This window comes from Streptomyces sp. NPDC054770, assembly GCF_053611985.1.
In genome coordinates, this window is record NZ_JBSHBL010000022.1 from 35,845 (window position 1) to 54,309 (window position 18,465).

The 18,465-nt window shown below is 71.6% G+C and carries 17 protein-coding genes; 12 read left to right on the plus strand and 5 right to left on the minus strand.

Features of this window, described 5'->3' with window-relative positions; genetic code table 11:
* Positions 1–12 precede the first annotated feature (12 nt).
* Both ACWGKQ_RS20785 and ACWGKQ_RS20790 read right to left on the minus strand, forming a co-directional pair.
* Positions 13–3,996 (minus strand): HAMP domain-containing protein, encoded by a 3,984-nt coding sequence (locus ACWGKQ_RS20785; protein ID WP_453293473.1) that lies wholly within the window; start codon positions 3,994–3,996, stop codon positions 13–15.
* A gap of 325 nt (positions 3,997–4,321) precedes the next feature.
* Positions 4,322–4,645, minus strand: a complete 324-nt coding sequence (locus tag ACWGKQ_RS20790; protein ID WP_453293399.1) for an STAS domain-containing protein — start codon at positions 4,643–4,645, stop codon at positions 4,322–4,324.
* A gap of 250 nt (positions 4,646–4,895) precedes the next feature.
* Here ACWGKQ_RS20790 and ACWGKQ_RS20795 point away from each other — a divergent pair, with 250 nt between their 5' ends.
* The 3 genes from ACWGKQ_RS20795 (at position 4,896) to ACWGKQ_RS20805 (ending at position 6,306) form a co-directional block, all read left to right on the plus strand.
* A complete protein-coding gene (locus tag ACWGKQ_RS20795; protein ID WP_453293400.1) occupies positions 4,896–5,345 on the plus strand; it encodes an ATP-binding protein in 450 nt (149 codons plus the stop codon).
* Between the two features lie 69 nt (positions 5,346–5,414).
* Positions 5,415–5,642, plus strand: coding sequence for a DUF5133 domain-containing protein (locus ACWGKQ_RS20800; protein ID WP_453293401.1), 228 nt, complete (start codon positions 5,415–5,417; stop codon positions 5,640–5,642).
* A gap of 217 nt (positions 5,643–5,859) precedes the next feature.
* On the plus strand, positions 5,860–6,306 hold the full coding sequence (locus tag ACWGKQ_RS20805) for a MarR family winged helix-turn-helix transcriptional regulator (RefSeq protein ID WP_453293402.1): 447 nt from the start codon (positions 5,860–5,862) through the stop codon (positions 6,304–6,306).
* A gap of 49 nt (positions 6,307–6,355) precedes the next feature.
* Here ACWGKQ_RS20805 and ACWGKQ_RS20810 read toward each other — a convergent pair whose 3' ends face one another.
* Entirely contained in the window at positions 6,356–7,528 is a 1,173-nt protein-coding gene (locus tag ACWGKQ_RS20810) for a PP2C family protein-serine/threonine phosphatase (protein WP_453293403.1), read from the minus strand.
* A 215-nt stretch (positions 7,529–7,743) separates the two neighbouring features.
* Here ACWGKQ_RS20810 and ACWGKQ_RS20815 point away from each other — a divergent pair, with 215 nt between their 5' ends.
* From ACWGKQ_RS20815 to ACWGKQ_RS20840, 6 genes are all read left to right on the plus strand, one after another.
* Positions 7,744–8,178, plus strand: coding sequence for a MarR family transcriptional regulator (locus tag ACWGKQ_RS20815; protein ID WP_453293404.1), 435 nt, complete (start codon positions 7,744–7,746; stop codon positions 8,176–8,178).
* 513 nt (positions 8,179–8,691) lie between these two features.
* A complete protein-coding gene (locus ACWGKQ_RS20820; RefSeq protein WP_453293405.1) occupies positions 8,692–9,051 on the plus strand; it encodes an STAS domain-containing protein in 360 nt (119 codons plus the stop codon).
* Positions 9,052–9,140: 89 nt separating this feature from the next.
* On the plus strand, positions 9,141–9,587 hold the full coding sequence (locus tag ACWGKQ_RS20825; RefSeq protein ID WP_453293406.1) for an ATP-binding protein: 447 nt from the start codon (positions 9,141–9,143) through the stop codon (positions 9,585–9,587).
* A 268-nt stretch (positions 9,588–9,855) separates the two neighbouring features.
* Positions 9,856–10,740 carry a TIGR03619 family F420-dependent LLM class oxidoreductase gene (locus ACWGKQ_RS20830; protein WP_453293407.1) on the plus strand — a complete coding sequence of 295 codons (885 nt, stop codon included), beginning with the start codon at positions 9,856–9,858 and terminating at the stop codon, positions 10,738–10,740.
* Between the two features lie 85 nt (positions 10,741–10,825).
* Positions 10,826–11,245: an aspartate 1-decarboxylase gene (gene panD / locus ACWGKQ_RS20835; RefSeq protein WP_453293408.1), complete on the plus strand. Its 420-nt coding sequence runs from the start codon at positions 10,826–10,828 to the stop codon at positions 11,243–11,245.
* Positions 11,246–11,266: 21 nt separating this feature from the next.
* Entirely contained in the window at positions 11,267–11,611 is a 345-nt protein-coding gene (locus ACWGKQ_RS20840; protein WP_189267465.1) for a GNAT family N-acetyltransferase, read from the plus strand.
* Positions 11,612–12,077: 466 nt separating this feature from the next.
* Here the strand turns inward: ACWGKQ_RS20840 and gndA are convergent, their stop codons facing one another.
* Positions 12,078–13,520, minus strand: coding sequence for an NADP-dependent phosphogluconate dehydrogenase (gene gndA, locus ACWGKQ_RS20845; RefSeq protein ID WP_453293409.1), 1,443 nt, complete (start codon positions 13,518–13,520; stop codon positions 12,078–12,080).
* Positions 13,521–13,875: 355 nt separating this feature from the next.
* Here gndA and ACWGKQ_RS20850 point away from each other — a divergent pair, with 355 nt between their 5' ends.
* On the plus strand, positions 13,876–15,072 hold the full coding sequence (locus ACWGKQ_RS20850; protein ID WP_453293410.1) for a transglycosylase family protein: 1,197 nt from the start codon (positions 13,876–13,878) through the stop codon (positions 15,070–15,072).
* Here ACWGKQ_RS20850 and ACWGKQ_RS20855 read toward each other — a convergent pair.
* Positions 15,062–16,210: a DMT family transporter gene (locus ACWGKQ_RS20855; RefSeq protein WP_453293411.1), complete on the minus strand. Its 1,149-nt coding sequence runs from the start codon at positions 16,208–16,210 to the stop codon at positions 15,062–15,064. The genes ACWGKQ_RS20850 and ACWGKQ_RS20855 overlap by 11 nt on opposite strands.
* A gap of 241 nt (positions 16,211–16,451) precedes the next feature.
* On the opposite strand from ACWGKQ_RS20855, the gene ACWGKQ_RS20860 reads away from it, so the two are divergent.
* Complete coding sequence (locus ACWGKQ_RS20860; RefSeq protein WP_453293474.1) at positions 16,452–17,255, plus strand: (2Fe-2S)-binding protein; 804 nt, start codon at positions 16,452–16,454, stop codon at positions 17,253–17,255.
* 38 nt (positions 17,256–17,293) lie between these two features.
* Positions 17,294–18,445, plus strand: coding sequence for a glycogen synthase (gene glgA / locus ACWGKQ_RS20865; RefSeq protein ID WP_453293475.1), 1,152 nt, complete (start codon positions 17,294–17,296; stop codon positions 18,443–18,445).
* Positions 18,446–18,465 lie beyond the last annotated feature (20 nt).

Below are 18,465 nucleotides of genomic sequence, written 5' to 3' on the forward strand. Positions count from 1 at the left end.
CGTGGCGCGCGGTCACTCGGGCAGCCAGCGCCGGACGCGGCCGATGAGGTCGCCCGTGTCGACGGGTTTGGTGACGTAGTCGTTGGCGCCCGAGGCCAGGCTCTTCTCCTGGTCGCCCGGCATGGCCTTGGCGGTGACGGCGATGATGGGCAGCTCCGCGTACCGGGGCATGGCGCGGATCTCCGCGGTGGCGGCGTAGCCGTCCATCTCCGGCATCATCACGTCCATCAGGACCAGGCAGATGCCGGGGTGCGCGACCAGCATCTCGATGCCCTTGCGGCCGTTGTCGGCGTGCAGGACCTGGAAGCCGTGCAGTTCCAGCACCCCGCTGAGCGCGAAGAGGTTGCGGGCGTCGTCGTCGACCACCAGGACCGTCCGCCCCCGGAAGGCGTCGTCGATGACCTGTGCGGCCGGCTGGTGCGACTCCTCGGCGCGCACCAGCGACAGCACGTCGCCGGGCTGTTCGGCCGACAGGTGCAGCGTGATGCGCTCGCGCAGTTCGTCCAGGCTGGCCAGGAAGTCCAGCGGCCGGTCGCCGGCGAGGGCCCGCAGTCCCTGTTCCTGGGCCAGATCCACCCGGTGCCCGGTGTGCACCAGGACGGGCACGCTGGCCAGCGCCGAGTCACCGCGCATGGCCTCCAGGAAGCCCGCGCCCTCCTGGCCGGGCATGCCGAGTTCCAGGACGACACAGTGGCAGGCCTGCGCCGCCAGGGTGCTCGCCGCCTCCTGCGCCCCGACCGCGGTGATGATGTCGATCGCGCCGTGCGGGTCGTCCGGGCCGTGCGAGATGTCCGCCACGGCCCGCTCGGCGACCAGGGTGAGCAGACCGCGCGGCCGCTCCTCGATGACCAGCAGCCGGCGCCTGCGCGGCTCGGCGGCAGCCGCGGGCGCGGACAGCGCACGGGAGGCCGGCGGCCGGTCGGCGTCGGCCTCGGCGTGGGGCGTCTCCGCGGGCCGGCCCCCGGCCTCCAGGAGCTCCTCGAAGTCGGCCCGCGCGACGGGCAGGAACAGCGTGAACGTGCTGCCCTGGCCGGGGGTGCTGTCGACGGTGACGGCACCGCCGAGCAGGTGGGCGATCTCCCGGGTGATGGACAGGCCGAGCCCGGTGCCGCCGTACTTGCGGCTGGTGGTCCCGTCGGCCTGCTGGAACGCGCCGAAGATCGTCTCCAGTTGCTGCTGGGGGATGCCGATACCGGTGTCCACGACCCGGAAGGCCACCACGGGTCCACCGCGGTGGACACCCGGCGGCACCTCCCGGTCGGCGGCCGGTTCGATCCGCAGCTGCACCCCGCCCTGCTCGGTGAACTTCACCGCGTTCGACAGCAGGTTGCGCAGGATCTGACGGAGCCGGGAGTCGTCGGTGAGCAGGTCGGCGGGCGTTCCCGTGGCGGTGGCCACCGTGAACTCCAGGCTCTTCTGGGACGTCATCGGCCGGAACGTCGCCTCGAAGTACTCCAGCAGCTGGCGCAGCGGGACCCGCTCGGGAGCGACGTCCATCTTGCCGGCCTCCACCTTGGACAGGTCGAGGATGTCGTTGATCAGCTGCAGCAGGTCCGAGCCCGCCGAGTGGATGATGCCCGCGTACTCGACCTGCTTGGGCGTGAGGTTGCGTGACGGGTTCTGCGCCAGCAACTGGGCGAGGATCAGCAGGCTGTTGAGCGGCGTGCGCAGCTCGTGGCTCATGTTGGCCAGGAACTCCGACTTGTACTTGGAGGCCAGCGCCAGCTGCTGCGCCCGGGTCTCCAGCTCCTGCCGCGCCTGCTCGATCTGGAGGTTCTTCGCCTCGATGTCCCGGTTCTGCTCGGCCAGCAGGGACGCCTTCTCCTCCAGCTCCGCGTTGGAGCGCTGCAGTTCCTCCTGCTGGACCTGCAACTCCTCCGACCGGGACTGGAGTTCGGCGGTCAGGCGCTGGGACTCCTCCAGCAGCTCGTCGGTACGGGCGTTGGCCACGATGGTGTTCAGGTTGACGCCGATGGTCGGCATCAGCTGGGACAGGAAGTCCTGGTGGATCTGGGTGAAGCGGGTCAGCGAGGCCAGTTCGATGACGCCCAGCACCTGTTCCTCGACCACGATCGGCAGCACCACCAGGGCGCGGGGCAGCGCCTGCCCGAGGCCGGAGGAGATCGTGACGTAGCCCTCCGGGAGCTCGTCCACGGTGATCGGACGCCGGTTGCGCGCGGCCTGCCCGACCAGGGAGCGGCCGACCGGGATCCGGGTCGGCCGCTCCGCGTCGTCCGGAGCGCCGTACGACCCCACAAGGCGCAGCCCGTGCCCGCGCTCGGTGTCCTCCGCCAGGTAGAACGCGCCGTACTGGGCCGACACCAGCGGGGTCAGCTCGTCCATGATCAGCTCGGCCACCACGGGCAGCTCGCGGTGGCCCTGCATCAGGCCGGAGATGCGGGCGAGGTTGGTCTTGAGCCAGTCCTGTTCCTGGTTGGCCCGGGTGGTCTCGCGCAGGGACCCCACCATGGAGTTGATGTTGTCCTTGAGCTCCGCGACCTCGCCGGAGGCCTCCACGGTGATCGAGCGGGTCAGATCCCCCTCGGCGACGGCGCTGGCCACCTCCGCGATCGCACGGACCTGCCGGGTGAGGTTCCCGGCCAGCTCGTTGACGTTCTCCGTCAGCCGCTTCCAGGTGCCCTCGACGCCCTCCACCTCGGCCTGCCCGCCGAGCCGGCCCTCGCTGCCGACCTCGCGGGCGACGCGGGTGACCTCGGCGGCGAACGACGACAGCTGGTCGACCATGGTGTTGATGGTGGTCTTGAGCTCCAGGATCTCGCCCCGGGCGTCCACGTCGATCTTCTTCGACAGGTCGCCGCCGGCCACCGCGGTCGTCACCAGGGCGATGTTGCGCACCTGCCCGGTGAGGTTGTTGGCCATCGAGTTGACGTTGTCCGTCAGGTCCTTCCAGGTGCCGGCGACGTTCGGCACGTGCGCCTGGCCGCCGAGGCGCCCCTCGGTGCCGACCTCGCGGGCCACCCGGGTGACCTCGTCGGCGAACGCCGACAGCGTGTCGACCATGGTGTTGATGACGTCCGCCAGCGCGGCGACCTCGCCCTTGGCCTCCACGGTGATCTTCTGCGAGAGGTCGCCGCGCGCCACGGCGGTGGCGACCTGGGCGATGGAGCGGACCTGCCCGGTCAGGTTGGACGCCATCACGTTGACGTTGTCCGTGAGGTCCTTCCAGGTCCCCGACACCCCCCGGGCGATCGCCTGGCCGCCCAGGTTCCCCTCGGTGCCGACCTCGCGGGCGACGCGGGTGACTTCGTCGGCGAAGGCGGAGAGCTGGTCGACCATGGTGTTGATGGTGTTCTTGAGTTCGAGGATCTCGCCGCGGGCGTCGACGGTGATCTTCTGGGAGAGGTCGCCCTGTGCGACCGCGGTCGTCACCTGGGCGACGTTGCGGACCTGGGAAGTGAGGTTGCCGGCCATGAAGTTGACCGAATCCGTCAGGTCACGCCAGACACCGCCGACCCCGGGCACCTGCGCCTGGCCGCCCAGGCGCCCTTCGCTGCCGACCTCGCGGGCGACGCGGGTGACTTCGTCGGCGAAGGCGGAGAGCTGGTCGACCATCGTGTTGACGGTCTCCTTCAGCTGAAGGATCTCGCCGCGCGCGGGCACGTCGATCTTCTGGGACAGGTCGCCCCTGGCCACCGCCGTCGCCACCTGGGCGATGTCGCGGACCTGCGTGGTGAGGTTGCCCGCCATGGCGTTGACCGACTCGGTCAGGTCCGCCCAGGTGCCGGAGACCCCGGGCACCTCGGCCTGACCGCCCAGGGTGCCCTCGGTGCCCACCTCCCGGGCGACCCGTGTCACCTCGGAGGTGAACAGGGACAGCTGGTCGACCATGCCGTTGAACACCGTGGCGATGTCGCCGAGCAGACCCGGTCCGTCGGACGGCAGGCGGGTGCCGAAGTCACCGTCGCGTACCGCCGTCAGCCCGGCGAGCAGCTGCCGGAGCTCCTGTTCGCCCGGGCCCTGCACCTCGGGTTCCATCGCCGTGTCGGTCATGCCCACCCTCGTTCCACTTCGCAGGGCCCCGCCCCGAGGACCCGGAACCAGGCCGGCACCGTGCGGCTCCACCAGAGCGGCGACACCGCGTTCGACGGCTCCGGCCGACGAGAAATCCGTCGCAGACTAACTCAGTTGTCGTGCAGCAACAAAAGCCTGGCCGGAAAGCCGCCGCCCATCGGGGAGACCTGGGAAACAGGGGGCATGGCGAGGCCGCGCCGGGGAACCCGAACGGGTTTGCCGACCGCGGACCGGGCCGTCGTCGCGGCCGTGTCCGGAGCGGGCCGGGATGCTCACGAGGTCCCGGTCGTCACGCCGCGAGGGCCTCCTCGACGGTGGGGTGGCAGGGGGCGACGGTGTCGAGCCCCACCAGTTGCAGGGTGCGCAGCACCGGGCCGTGGGCGCCCGCGAGGCGCAGCCACCCCTGTGCGGCCCGCGTGGCGTGGTGGGCGGCGACGATCGCGTTGACGCCGCTGGAGTCCATGAAGGTGACCCCGCCGAGATCGACGACGACCCGGGACCCGGCCGTGGGGTCCGCCGGAGGCATCGCCCGCGTCAGCGCGCCCGCGCTCTGGTAGTCGATCTCCCCGCGGAGGCCGAGCACGACGACACCGCCGACATCCGCGCGCACCACGGACAACTGGCCTCGACCCAAAGCTTCCTGATTGTCTGTCACATCAGTCCCCTGCACCCTCGGTCCGGGCTGAGCCCCCTTCCTGTGGTCAACGCTGCCCCGGATCCCCGGGGTGATGCCCCGAATGTTCCGACCGACTTCCCGGCGCACAGGCATACCGCCGGCGGGACCGGGTAGACGCGCGCCCATGAACGGGGTATCGCATGTCAGCGGCAGGGCGGAGCCCGTCCCGCCCGAGGAGTGTTCCCGGATGCCGGATGCCGCACCCGCCGACGTCACCGTCGCCATGGACGGGGCGGACGGCTGTATCGCCGGCGCCCGGGACCGGACGCGGGAGTTCCTGACCAGGGCCCAGTCCGAGCACGGGCTGCCGGTCACCGCGCGCACCTTGGACCTGGCGCAGCTGGTGGTCGGCGAACTGGTCACCAACGCGCTGAAATACGCGCCCGGACCGGTGCTGCTGCACCTGCGCGTGGTCGACGGCATGGTGGAGATGGAGATCTGGGACACCGATCCCACGCTGCCGCTGGCCCGGGCCGCGGACACCGGGCGGGTGGGCCAGCACGGACTGGAGATCGTGCTCGCCGTGGTGCAGGGCTTCGAGGCGCGCCGGGAGCCCGTCGGCAAGTGCGTCACCGCCCGGCTCGCGCTTTTCGACGATCCGCTGCTGGGCTTCGGACGGCCGGGAACGAACGAATGAAGGGCGGGGCCGGGGGCAGACGGGCCGGTGCATGATCCATGTGGACTGCCGACACGCAGGAGGCTTGCGATGCTCATGGCACACCCCGTCGTGCTGACGGACCTCGTCCAGAGGTACGAGGCGCTGCGCACGCTGCATGCGGACGAGGGCGATGAGGCCGGGCGCCGGCGGATGGCCGACGTGGCCTACACGCTGTGCGTGGCGACCGGTACCAGTGACATCGACGCCGCTCTCGTCGCGGCCCGGTACCGCCTGCCCGGTGCCCGCGTCGAGGACGACTCCCTGCTCTCCGCCTGACCGCATACGGCCGCTGCCGCGCCCTGCCCCGGTCGTACCCGGCGCAAGGGTGTTTGTTTCGTGCAGATACCGGACGGGCGGCGAACCGCTTGTCCGGCACGGGGCTTGTCCGGCCGTCGGCCGGGTACCGCGTGGAACAAAGGTGGTACCCGTATGGGCAGGCGACGTCTGAAAGCGATGCCTCGTGACTGGTCTCAGTGGTTCCGGGGACGACCCCATGGCACTGGCCCTGTCGATGGCCGACGCCGTGGACAGCCTCATGAACCTGTGGTCGGCCGCCGCACAGGCCGCGAGTCTGCCGCTGTCGCCGCACCAGCTGCGCGCCCTGCGGATCCTGGAAGGGAGACCGGGACTCAACCTCACCGCGCTGGCCGTGGGCATGGACATCGGGATGCCCGCAGCCAGCCGGCTGTGCGACCGGCTGGAGGCGGCCGGTCTGCTGGAGCGGGAACTGCATCCGGGCAACCGGCGTGCGGTGCGACTGCGCCTGACCAGGCAGGGCCGGCAGGCGCTCGATGAAGTGGCGTGGCACAGATCGCGGAGGCTGGCCGCCGTGCTGGGCGCCATGGAGCCGGCCGAGCGGGAGGCCCTGGAGCAGGGGCTCGAGGGATTCCTGGCCGCGCGGGACGGCATGAAGGCACCGGAGGACGGCACCGGATCCTGACGTGTGTGGAGCGGCACCGCGGCTCCACACACGTCACGGCGCCACCGCGTCACGACGGCTGACGCCCCCGCCAGTCCAGGCATACGACCAACGCGTCGTCGTCGGCCACGGCGGCCTCGCCGCGATGACCCGCCAGCTCGCGCAGAATGGCACGCGGCACCTCCGCGGCGGGCAGCAGCCGAGTGGAGTGGATGGCCCGGGCGAGTGCCCGCTCGCCGTACGTCTCGCCCTTGGGCGAGTGCACCGCGTGGACGCCGTCGCTGACGAAGATGAGCCGGTCCCCGGGCGCGACGGAGAAGTCCTGCGCCACGTAGTCCGTCTCCTCGAACATCCCCAGCGGCAGCTGGGCGTCGAAGGGTACGCGCTCGACGGTGCCGCCGCGCAGCCGCAGCAACTGCGGGGAGCCGGCGTCCACGACGCTCGCCCGGCCGGTCACCAGGTCGAAGTCCAGCATCAGGACGGACAGGTAGCGGCGGCCCCGGTAGTGGGCGTAGACGGCCTGGTCGGCCAGGGCCGCCTGGTCCGCGATGGGGATGCCGGCGCGCCGCGCGTTGCGCAGCGCACTGACGGCGAGGTTGGTCAGCAGGGCCGCCTCTATGCCCTCGCCCATGCCGTTGGTGACGTACAGCATCAGCTGGTCGGCCGTGGCGGACCAGTCGAAGTTGTCCCCGAAGACGGCGTAGGCCGGCTCCAGCTGGCAGGCCAGGTCGTACTCGGGCCGGGAGCAGGAGCGGCCGGGCAGCAGGTGCCACTGCATCTCCGCGGCCAGCGTGAGCCGGTCCTTGCGCCGGGCCTGGAGGTACAGGTCCGTGTCGCGCTCGGCCACGATCACCTCGTGCGCCAGCGCATCGGCGATCTCGGCGAGTTCGGCGACGCATTCGGATGCCGCCTCGTTGCCCCGCAGGGTCACGGACAGCACGCCGAGCCGGTCGCCGCGCACGCTCACCGGCAGATGGACACGCGCCGGCCGGCCCCGGCCGTCCTCGCAGTAGGGCGTCTGGGAGCCGAAGGCCCGGCCGGCCGGGCTGCCGTGCACCGGGACCGGCTCCAGGTTGTGCGGCGCCACCGACACCGGCTGAAGCACCGTCAGGCCGTAGTCGGCCATGAACAGCTCGACGTCCTCCGCGTCGTACCGCTCGATCAGCACGACGCGGACGGCGTCCAGCAGTTCGTGGGGAGCCGCCGTGCGCAGAGCGCGTTCAGCGGTTTCGAATCTGTTCACGATGGGGAGTGCACCATTCTTTCTCCTGACAACGTGCGGGCCCGGCTGCGGCCGGGCTCCGCGAAGAGCCGCGTCTGTCGTCCCGAGGTGTCCGTGTGCCCGTAGGCGTCCGTGCCGGCGTCGGCTGCTAGTACGCTGAGGGGCGCCCCAGTGCCTGCGAGAGTGTGATCGTGACTGCCTTCCGCCGCCGCCCAGAGCCCGATGAGGTCGCTCGCGTGACCACGCGGGCCGTCGAGCTGCTGGAGGTCGTGTGGGGACGGGCCTCGACCGCGCCCACCTCCGCCTCCCAGCTGCGCGTGCTGCACATCCTCGAGCACCACGACGGCATCAATCTGCGCACTCTCGCCGAATTCCTCGCCTCCACTCCTCCGTCGACGAGCCGGCTCTGCGACCGGCTCCAGGCCGCGGGGTTCGTCGAGCGTGTGGTGAGCCCGGAGGACCGGCGCGAGGTACGGCTCCATCTCAGCGGCCGGGGGCGTTCCTTCCTTGCCGATCTGCGCGCCCGCCGCGAGAGCGAGCTGCAGAAGGTGCTGGCGGACATGCCCGCGGCCAAGCGTGTCGCTCTGCTGGAGGGCCTGGAGGCGTTCTGCACGACCGCGGCCGCGCAGATACACGACGAGGCACCGGAATCCGACAGCCGGACCGCCTGAAAGAACCTTCACGGCACCGGTGTCACCACCGCTTCACGACGATGGCGAACGGTGCCCGGAGCGGTCTCCGTCCACCGGATCATTCCAGGTCCTTCCCCGTGTACGTCCGACTCGGCTACTCTGTTGCCTCATGGCTATTGTTGTCAAACGACAACTGTTCTGGGGATTGCCTTCGCTCTCTTCGGTTACCTCCTGTCGGTGTGATCCGTAGGTGCTGCGCGGTACGTCGCGAACGTCGGAGGCTCGGAAGTGATCGGAAACGGTCGGACAATGACCCGCAGGAGGGATGGCGCGCTGCGGTGCCGCGCGTACGCCGGACCGCACACGGTCCGGGCCGGAACGTCTCGCCTCCGCCACGGCGGCCGCGCCTCCGCGGTGGTCGTACCGGCCATCCACGCGCCGCCCTCGAAGGGTCGCGTTCGCCCGTCGGCGAACCTTGCAGACATCCGTGTACCCGCCACAGCGGGCCGTATGACGACCGTTTCCGGAGATCCGTGACGTGAGGATGGCGCCATGCACGCGGCTCCCGACCTGAGTGTGCACATCGACCAGCGTGAGCAGACCTTCGTGCTCACCGTACGAGGCGAGATCGACTACGACGACGCCGGTGACTTCGGCCGGGCCTGGGAGGCGGCCGACCGGGCGGCGATGCCCGTCACGGCGGTGGACCTCGCCGGGGTCACCTTCGCCGACAGCATGCTGCTCAACGCGCTCGTCAGGGCCCGTCACCGCCACCAGGCGGACGGCAGGACCCTCGTGCTGATCGGCCCCCTGCGGCCCGCCGTCAGCCGGCTTCTGGAGATCAGCGGTACCAGGGAACTGTTCACCGTCACCGACATCCGTCCCGGCGCAGACGGGGCGAGCCCCTCATGAAGGACGCCGTACCGGGTACCTGATCCACGAATCACCAGCACGCGGGGTGATCACCACGACACAGACGAAGCCTGCCCGGAGACACTCCCATGGCCGTCCCGATCAGGGAGCAGGAAGAGGATGAACAACCACTGCAGCGACCTGCGCGGTGCAGCGTGGCCTGGGGTGCGGCCTGCGCACCCATTGCGGACACCCGGCGCGCGGTACGCACCTTCCTGGCCCGCCAGGCACGCGGCCCCGACGACCGGGCGACCCAGGACGCCCAGCTCGTGGTCAGCGAACTCGTCACCAACGCGGTCCGGCACGCCCCCGGCCCCGGTGAGCTGCTCCTGGAACTCGAGCCCGGCACGGGCCGCCTGCTGATCGCCGTCCGCGACTGCTCCCCGTCCCCGCCCCGCCTGCGCGAGGCCGACCCGGCACGTGTGGGCGGCCACGGACTGCGGCTGGTCGGACTCCTGTGCAGCCGGCTGTGGACCGTTCCCGAACCGCCCGGAAAACGGGTCATGGCCGTCCTGGACCTGCGCGGGGACAGATAGCGGTCAGCCGCTCGCAGCGCGCGTCCGCGCCGCCCGTCGGGGCGGCCGAAGAAAGCTGCCGAAGAGGGCTGCCGACGGCTCGCGGCCGCGTACGAGGTACTGCCGGGGAGCCTCTGGTCGCCCCGCTTCACCCGGAGCCTCGACTGTGACAGTCGACCCGCCGTGTCCCGGCCGGGGATGAAATGAGGGCGGAGTGGGGGTTGGGTGTGGTGACAGGGCGGTCGGTGATCGTCGTGTCGCCATCGGACTGCCGTCGAAGGGCTACCTCATGTCCCTGTTACGCCTCGGTGTTTCTCTTCAGCCGCGCTGGCCGCTCGACGACGGAGCCGGCGCGCTCCGCGCCGCACGGCACGCCGAAGAACTCGGCTTCGACCACGTTGCGGTCGGCAACCGCCTGCTGGACAGCGGCTTCGGCCTCGACACGGACCCGCTTGTTCTGCTGTCGGCTGTCGCAGGGGCGACGACCCGCCTGCGGCTGCTGACATCCGTACTCGTCGCGCCGTACTACCCGGCGCTGGTGCTCGCCAACCAGGCGGCCACCCTGGACGTCGTGTCCGGAGGCCGCTTGATCCTGGGCGTCGGCACCGGCTGGAACCCCGACGAATTCGCCGCCCTCGGTGTACCCGCCCGTGAACGCGGTGCACGCACCGACGACCACCTCGCCGCTGCCAGGGCCCTGTGGGCCCGGCGGCCCGCGGACTTCGACGGGCCGTACACGAAACTGCACGCCGCGCACCTGGGAGTGCCTCCGGTCACCGTCGGCGGTCCGCCCGTGTGGGTCGGCGGCCACAGCGACGCCGCCCTGCGCCGTGCGCTGCGTCTCGGCGACGGCTGGTACGGCACCGGCGTCGACGCCGCAGAGGTCACCGGCGTCCGGCGCCGCCTGAGTGACCTCGGGGGCGCAGAGAACGCCGACCGGCTGACGCTCGCTTCGGCCGCGTTCCTCACTCCGCCCGGTCTCCCCGCGGAGATTCCGCCACCGGGACGGCCGCTCGGCGGCGCCGCGCCCACCGCAGCGAGTGTCGCCGACGACCTCGGGCGGCTCGCCGAGGCAGGGCTCACCGCCTGCACCCTGTGGCTGCCTGTCGCGGCTGAACATGTCGAGAAGGCCATGGAATGGGTGGCAGCCGAGGTGGCACCGCGACTCGCCTGACCGGACATGCGAGGCGATGTAGCCTCCGGGGACAGCCCTTGACCTGCAGAAGCAGGCAGGGAGCAGACGAACCGGGAGTTTCCTCATGCTGCGCACCATGTTCAAGTCGAAGATCCACCGTGCCACCGTCACCCAGGCCGACCTGCACTACGTGGGATCGGTGACCATCGACGCCGACCTCCTCGACGCCGCCGACCTGCTCCCCGGTGAGCTGGTCCACATCGTCGACATCACCAACGGCGCCCGGCTGGAGACGTACGTCATCGAGGGCGAGCGGGGCTCCGGTGTCGTCGGGATCAACGGGGCGGCCGCCCATCTCGTCCATCCCGGCGATCTGGTGATCATCATCAGCTACGCTCAGGTCACCGACGCCGAGGCGCGTACGCTTCGGCCGCGGGTCGTGCACGTCGACCACGACAACCGGATCGTGGCCCTCGGCGCCGACCCGTCCGAGCCGGTACCGGGCTCGGACCAGGAGCGCAGCCCGCAGGCCGTATCGGCCTGACCGACGGACCAGGAGGGCGACATGAGCGACATCGAGATCCGCGACGACCGGGCGGCGGGCCGTCTGGAGGCGGTCGCCGGCGACGAAGTCGTCGGCCACATCGAGTACTTCGTCCTGGAGTCGCCCTCCCGGGCCCTCGTGCCGGTCCACACCATCGTGGAACCCGAGCACGAGGGGAAGGGCATCGCGGGCTCCCTCGCCCGCGAGCTGTACGCGATCTCCGAGCGAGAGGGGACCCCGGTGGCCCCGCTCTGCCCGTACGTCGTCGTGTGGGCCGAGCGCCACCCCGACGTGGCACCGACGCCGGACCCCGAGCTGCTGCGCGCGGCGAAGGAATGGCTGGTCGCCCACCCCGGCCGCTTCTGAGCATCCTCGCCCTCCCGCAGCACGCCTCCGCGGCGGCGGTCCGTACGGGGGAGTGCACGAGCGCCGGTCGGGTAGGCGGGGCATAGACCCCAGAGGCGACGTCGAGCCACTGCCCGGAGGCCACCATGACAACCCCGGACCCCTACCCCAGCCCCGTCCCCACCCCCGAACCATCCCCAGCCCCCCAACCACCCCCCGCCCCGATCCCCACCCCACCAACCCCCACCCCACCCCCCATCCCCCCACCCCCAGAACCCGTCCCCAACCCCGAACCGGGCCCACCCCTAACCTGAAAACCCACCACACACCCGCACCCGACGACTGAGCCCAGCCCACTCCCAGGGGCGCGGGGAACTGCGCGAAACCCACCACGCACCCGCACCCGACGACTGAACTCAGCCCACTCCCAGGGGCGCGGGGAACTGCGCGAAACCACAGCCCACCCGCACCCCACAGACGGTCACCCCTACGCCGTGACCTCCGAGCGGTCCCCGCCCCACAGCGTGTGGAACGCCCCCTCCCGGTCCACCCTCCGGTAGGTGTGCGCCCCGAAGAAGTCCCGCTGCCCCTGCGTGAGCGCCGCAGGCAACCGCTCCGCCCGCAGCGCGTCGTAGTACGCCAGCGCCGCCGAGAACCCGGGCACGGCAACCCCCTCCCGCGTCGCCGCGATGATCACCTCACGCCAGTCGTCCTGCGCCTGAGCGATCTCCTGCGCGAACGTCTCGTCCGACAGCAGGCTCGGCAGGTCCGCCCGCGCGTCGTACGCCGCCCGGATCCGGTCCAGGAACGCCGCCCGGATGATGCAGCCGCCCCGCCAGATCGAGGACACGGCCCCGAGGTCGATGTCCCAGCCGTACTCGTCGCTGCCCGCCTGGATCTCGTGGAAGCCCTGCGTGTACGACACGATCTTCGACGCGTACAGCGCCTGCTCCACCCGGTCCGCGAACGCCGCCGCCTCCGCCTTGGACAGCGCCGTCGGCTTCGGCCCCGCCAGCCCGCGGGAGGCCGCCCGCAGGTCCGCGTGGCCCGACAGCGAGCGCGCGAACACCGCCTCCGCGATGCCCGACACCGGCACCCCCAGGTCGAGCGCGATCTGGACCGTCCAGCGGCCGGTCCCCTTCTGCTCCGCCTGGTCCACCACCACGTCCACGAACGGCTTGCCGGTCGCCGCGTCCACGTGCGCCAGCACTTCCGCCGTGATCTCGATCAGGTAGGAGTCGAGCCGGCCGGTGTTCCAGGTACGGAAGATGTCCGCGATCTCCGCGGGGGAGTACCCGGCGACATCGCGCAGCAGCTGGTACGCCTCGCCGATCAGCTGCATGTCGGCGTACTCGATGCCGTTGTGCACCATCTTCACGAAGTGCCCGGCCCCGTCGGGGCCGACATGCGTCACGCAGGGCGCGCCGTCGGCCGCCGCCTTCGCCGAGATCTTCTCCAGCATCGGGCCCAGCGAGTCGTACGACTCCTTCGGGCCGCCCGGCATGATGCTCGGCCCGTGCAGCGCGCCCTCCTCACCGCCGGACACGCCCATGCCCACGAAGTGGATGCCCTGCTCGCGCAGCGCCTTCTCGCGGCGCCGGGTGTCCGCGAAGTGCGCGTTGCCGCCGTCGATGATCATGTCGCCGGGCTCCAGGAGCGGTGCGAACTCCTCGATCACCGCGTCCGTCGGACCGCCCGCCTTGACCATGATGACCAGCCGACGGGGCCGTTCCAGCGCCTCGACGAACTCCTTGGCGGTCTCGGCCGCGATGAAGTCGCCCTCGTCCCCGAAGTTCTCCACCAGCTCGTGTGTCTTCGACACCGTGCGGTTGTGCAACGCCACCGTGTAGCCGTTGCGCGCGAAGTTCCGGGCGAGGTTGCGGCCCATGACCGCGAGACCCGTGACGCCGATCTGCGCCGAAGTGCTCATACCGACTGCTCCTCAAGAATCAAGTCGATCCCATAGCACGTGCAAGGGATGCTGCTGCCGCTCATGCCCGCCAGTATTGCCCAAAGGCCATCCTGACCCGCCGTCCGACCGGCCGCACATGCAGATACGGACCGCACGGGCCCGACGGCTCAGTAACCTCGTGAAACGCTTCCCGGGGGCGCCGTACGGCCCGCAGGACTGATGGCACGTCAACATGCTTCCGCCCCACTGCCCTTCGGAAGGTGACGGCCGTGCCCCCGAGGAGCGAGAGGCGGCTGATTGCTGTCTTGTCATGGCCTGTTCGGGGCACTTACTTTTGGCCTTCCTGACGCGTGTGGCGAGGGGGGCTCCAGACATGGCCGAACGCGGCCGGCACCGCCGGTACCAGCCGAACAGGATCAACCGCGCCTCGCTGACCGTCACGGCGGGCGGCGCCGGCCTCGCGCTCCCGCTCGCCGCCGCCGGCAGCGCCGACGCGGCCTCCGTGTCCACCTGGGACAAGGTCGCCGCCTGCGAGTCCAGCGGCGACTGGAGCATCGACACCGGCAACGGCTTCTACGGCGGGCTCCAGTTCACCCAGTCCACCTGGGAGGCCTACGGGGGCACCAGGTACGCGCCGCGCGCCGACCTCGCCACCAAGGACCAGCAGATAGCGGTCGCGGAGAAGGTCCTCGCCGGCCAGGGGCCGGGCGCCTGGCCGGTCTGCTCGGTGCGGGCCGGGCTCACCCGCGGCGGCGGCACCCCCGACGTGCACACCGAGAGCGCGGCCACCCGCCCCGCGGCGCACACCACGAAGAGTTCAGCCAAGAGCTCCGCGAAGAGTTCCGTACGGGACGTACAGCCGCAGACGACGCCGCAGTCCCGGGCCGGCCAGGCCGAGATGTACACCGTGGTGCACGGCGACACGCTCTCCGGCATCGCCGAGGAACACGACGTCACCGGGGGCTGGCACCGGCTGTACGCGGCCAACCGTACGACGGTCGGTTCCGACCCCGACCTGATCCTGCCGGGACAGCGGCTCAGCCTCACCGGTCAGGCCGCCAAGGCCGAATCGGCGGCGAAGAAGGCGGCGGCCAAGACCAGGACGAAAACCAAGGCCAAGGCCAAGGCCAAGGCCGAGACCACGAAGGCCGGCACCCGCACCGGACACTCCCTGGTCGCCCCCGTCGACGCCCCGATCGGCACCCCCTACCACGCGTCCGGCTCGCACTGGTCGAAGGGCTACCACACCGGCGTCGACTTCCTCGCGCCCACCGGCACCTCCGTCAAGGCGGTCGAGGCCGGGCAGGTCGTCACGGCGGGCTGGGGCGGCTCGTACGGCTACCAGGTGGTGATCCGGCACGCCGACGGCCGCTACACGCAGTACGGGCACCTGTCGGCGATCTCCGTGCGGGCCGGGCAGAGCGTGTCCACGGGCCAGCGGATCGGCCGCTCCGGCTCCACCGGAAACGCCACGGGCCCGCATCTGCACTTCGAGGTGCGGACGGGGCCCGGCTTCGGCACGGACATCGACCCGGTCGCCTATCTCCGGGCCGGCGGCGTCAGGATTTGACCCGCGTACGGCGGCGCCGGTCCAGCAGCGGACCGTGCACGTAGTCGGCGGCGGGCAGCAGCACTTCGGCCACGTCCGGCGCCGCGGACCCCGACCGCTGCTGGGGCATCGCGGCCAGCGGGGCCGGCGCGGGACGCGCGTCGCCGTCGCCGGGCGAACCGACTCCCGGCGAACCGGCTCCTGCCGAAAGGACGTCCGCGGACAGGACCTCCAGATCCGCCTCGGCCAGTTCCACCAGCGCCTCGACCAGCGGCTCGGGCGACACCTCGGCCACGGCGGCCGCCGGCTCCGGCTGGGCCGGGTGCGGGGTCCGCTCGATGCGCTCGGTCGTCAGCAGGATCAGGCCGCCCGCCGCCACCACTCCGCAGCCCAGTGCCAGCAGGGTGCCCGTCGCGCCGTAGCGGAACGTCTCGCCGAACATCGTGATGCCGACCGCCGCGGCCAGGACCGGGTTGACCATGGTCAGCGTGGCCAGCGGCGCGGCGAGGCCGCCGCCGCGGTAGGCGGCCTGGGAGATCATGACGCCCGCGACGGCGTAGGCGCCGATCACGGACAGCCAGAGCACGTCGGCCGTGGCGATCCCGCCGTCCCAGTCGATCGCCACGACCTTGGTGAACACCGAGGACATGCCGAAGGCTATGCCGGACGCGGTGGCGAGCAGCACGCTGCGCACCGCCGGGTGCCGGTGCGCGGCCCGGCCCGCGATCATCAGCGCGACCACCGCCCCACCGGTGACCAGCGCGACGCCGATCCGTCCGGCGGAGTCCAGGGAGTGCGCGTCGGAGGAGCCGACCAGGGAGAGCAGACCCGCCAGACCGACGGTGGCCATGATCGCGCCCCGCCAGGCGGTCGCCCCGGCCCTGCGGCCGACGAAGAGGGCTGCCATGGGCAGTGCGAACACGATGGTGAGCGCGCCCAGCGGCTGCACCAGGCTCAGCGGGCCGTAGGCCAGCGCCACCACGTGCAGCAGGCCGCCGAGGCCGTTGAGCGCCATCGCGCCCCACCAACTCGGGCGGCGCAGCGGCGCGTACTGCTCGTCGGGGGAGGAGACCGCCACCTGCTCCTGCACGATGGCTCCGCCGGCGTAGGCGACGGCGGACACGAAGGAAAGCATCACGGACAACGCGAGGGCACTCATACTCGGCTCCTCTGCGTCAGGCGGTGCCGCTTGGCCCCGCGCGGTGATCGGTCGGCTTCCATGAGCAACACTCTGCCCGCCCGTCTGCTTCCCGTCGTCGTACCTGAGCACCTAATGGGTCCTACTACCGATGGAGTACGACGGGATCCTGATCATCCCCAGGGTGGGGGGCCGCCGGGTGGAGGCGGCGTGCGCAGGGGCTCCGGGAACCCTGGTACTACTGCTGTTCGTGGACCTGTTCGTGGACCTGGACCCCGATCTCGCCGCGCTCCGCCCGCTCGGCGGCTTCTTCGTCCTGCGGACGGTCCGAGGGGAGGTAGGAGGCCCCGGTGCGGCGCGGACCGGCGAACCGGCAACTCTGGCAAAGGCCTATAAAAAACTTAGATCGGATGTATATGGAGATCTCCTGACTTTCCGTGTGGAGGCCGTCGCGGGGCGTCTGCGCACCGCCGAGCCCCGGGTCGCCGCCTCCATCGCCCACCAGGCGCTGGCCGCCCGGCTCTGGTCCGTCGCCCTCGGCTGCGCCGTCCGCTACGGCCGCCTCCCCGACCTCGACCCGGGCCTGCTGCGCTGGGACCCCGGTGCCACCGCCCCCGACGACCTCTGGCTCACCGAGGTGCGCCCGCTGCCCGGCGCCACCGACCCGGCCGCGGACGCCGACACCGCCGTACGAGCAGCGGTACAAGCCCTCGTGCAAGCCGTCGTGCGCGGCCATCTCGAACCCCTAGGGGAGGCCCTGAGGGACCGCTACGGTCTCGCCGCCGGCCTGTTGTGGGGCAATGCCGGCTCCGCGCTGGCCGGTGCCGCACGGGAACTGGACCGCTGGGCACGTGCGAACGACTGTGCCGATACGGCCGCCCGGACCCGCGCCCTCGCCGACGCTCTCTTCGCACACCCCCTGCTGAACGCCACCGGCACCCGGGCCGGCCTGGCCTTCCGGCGTCGCAGCTGCTGTCTCTACTACCGGGTACCGGGCGGCGGGGTCTGCGGTGACTGTTGTTTCACACAACCACCGCGCTCTTCCCCGCGCGCCGCATCTGGGTGACCATGGAACAACCGGCCGTGGAGAGCGAGGGGTTGCGGGTGCGAGTCGGACTGCTGACCCGGGAGTATCCCCCCGACGTCTACGGCGGTGCGGGTGTTCATGTGGAGTTCCTCGCCCGGGAGTTGCGACCCCTGGTCGACCTGGAGGTGCACTGCTGGGGCGAGGGCCGCGGGGTCGGCGTCGTCCGGCACCGCCCCTGGTCCGCGCTGGACACCGCCAACGACGCGCTGCGCACCTTCTCCGTGGACCTGGCCATGGCCGCGGGCCTCGAAGGCCGCGACCTCGTGCACTCCCACACCTGGTACGCCAACCTCGCCGGCCATGTGGCCAAGCTGCTGTACGGCGTCCCGCACGTGGTGACCGCCCACTCGCTGGAGCCGCTGCGCCCCTGGAAGGCCGAGCAACTCGGCGGCGGCTACGCCCTGTCGAGCTGGGCCGAGCGCAGCGCGATCGAGGCCGCCGACGCGGTGATCGCGGTGTCCGGGGCGATGCGCGAGGACATCCTCGGCTGCTACCCGGCCCTGGACCCGGCGAAGGTCCACGTCGTGCACAACGGCATCGACACCGCCCTCTACCGCCCGGACCGCTCCACCGACGTCCTGGCCCGGATCGGCATCGACCCCGCCCGCCCGTACGTGCTGTTCGTCGGCCGTATCACCCGCCAGAAGGGCGTCCCCCATCTGCTGCGCGCGGTACGGGACATCGACCCGGCGGCGCAGGTCGTGCTGTGCGCGGGGGCACCCGACACCCCCGAGATCGACCGGGAGTTCCGCGAGCTCTTCGAGGAGCTGAGCCGGGTCCGCGAGGGCGTGCACTGGATCCCCCAGATGCTGCCGCGCGCCGATGTCATCCAGCTCCTCACCCACGCGGCCGTCTTCGCCTGCCCCTCGGTCTACGAGCCGCTCGGCATCGTCAACCTGGAGGCGATGGCCTGCGGCACGCCCGTGGTGGCGTCCCGGGTCGGCGGTATCCCGGAGGTCGTCGAGGACGGCAAGACGGGTCTGCTGGTCGACCTGGACGACGACTTCGAGGGCGGCCTGGCGCGGGCCCTGGACGCCGTCGTCGGCGACCGGGAGACGGCCCGGCGGATGGGCGAGGCCGGACGCGAGCGCGCCGTCGGGGAGTTCGGCTGGGACGCGGTGGCCCGGCGCACGGCCGGGCTCTACGAGGAGATCCTCAAACAGGCGTGACGGAGGAGATCCTCAAACAG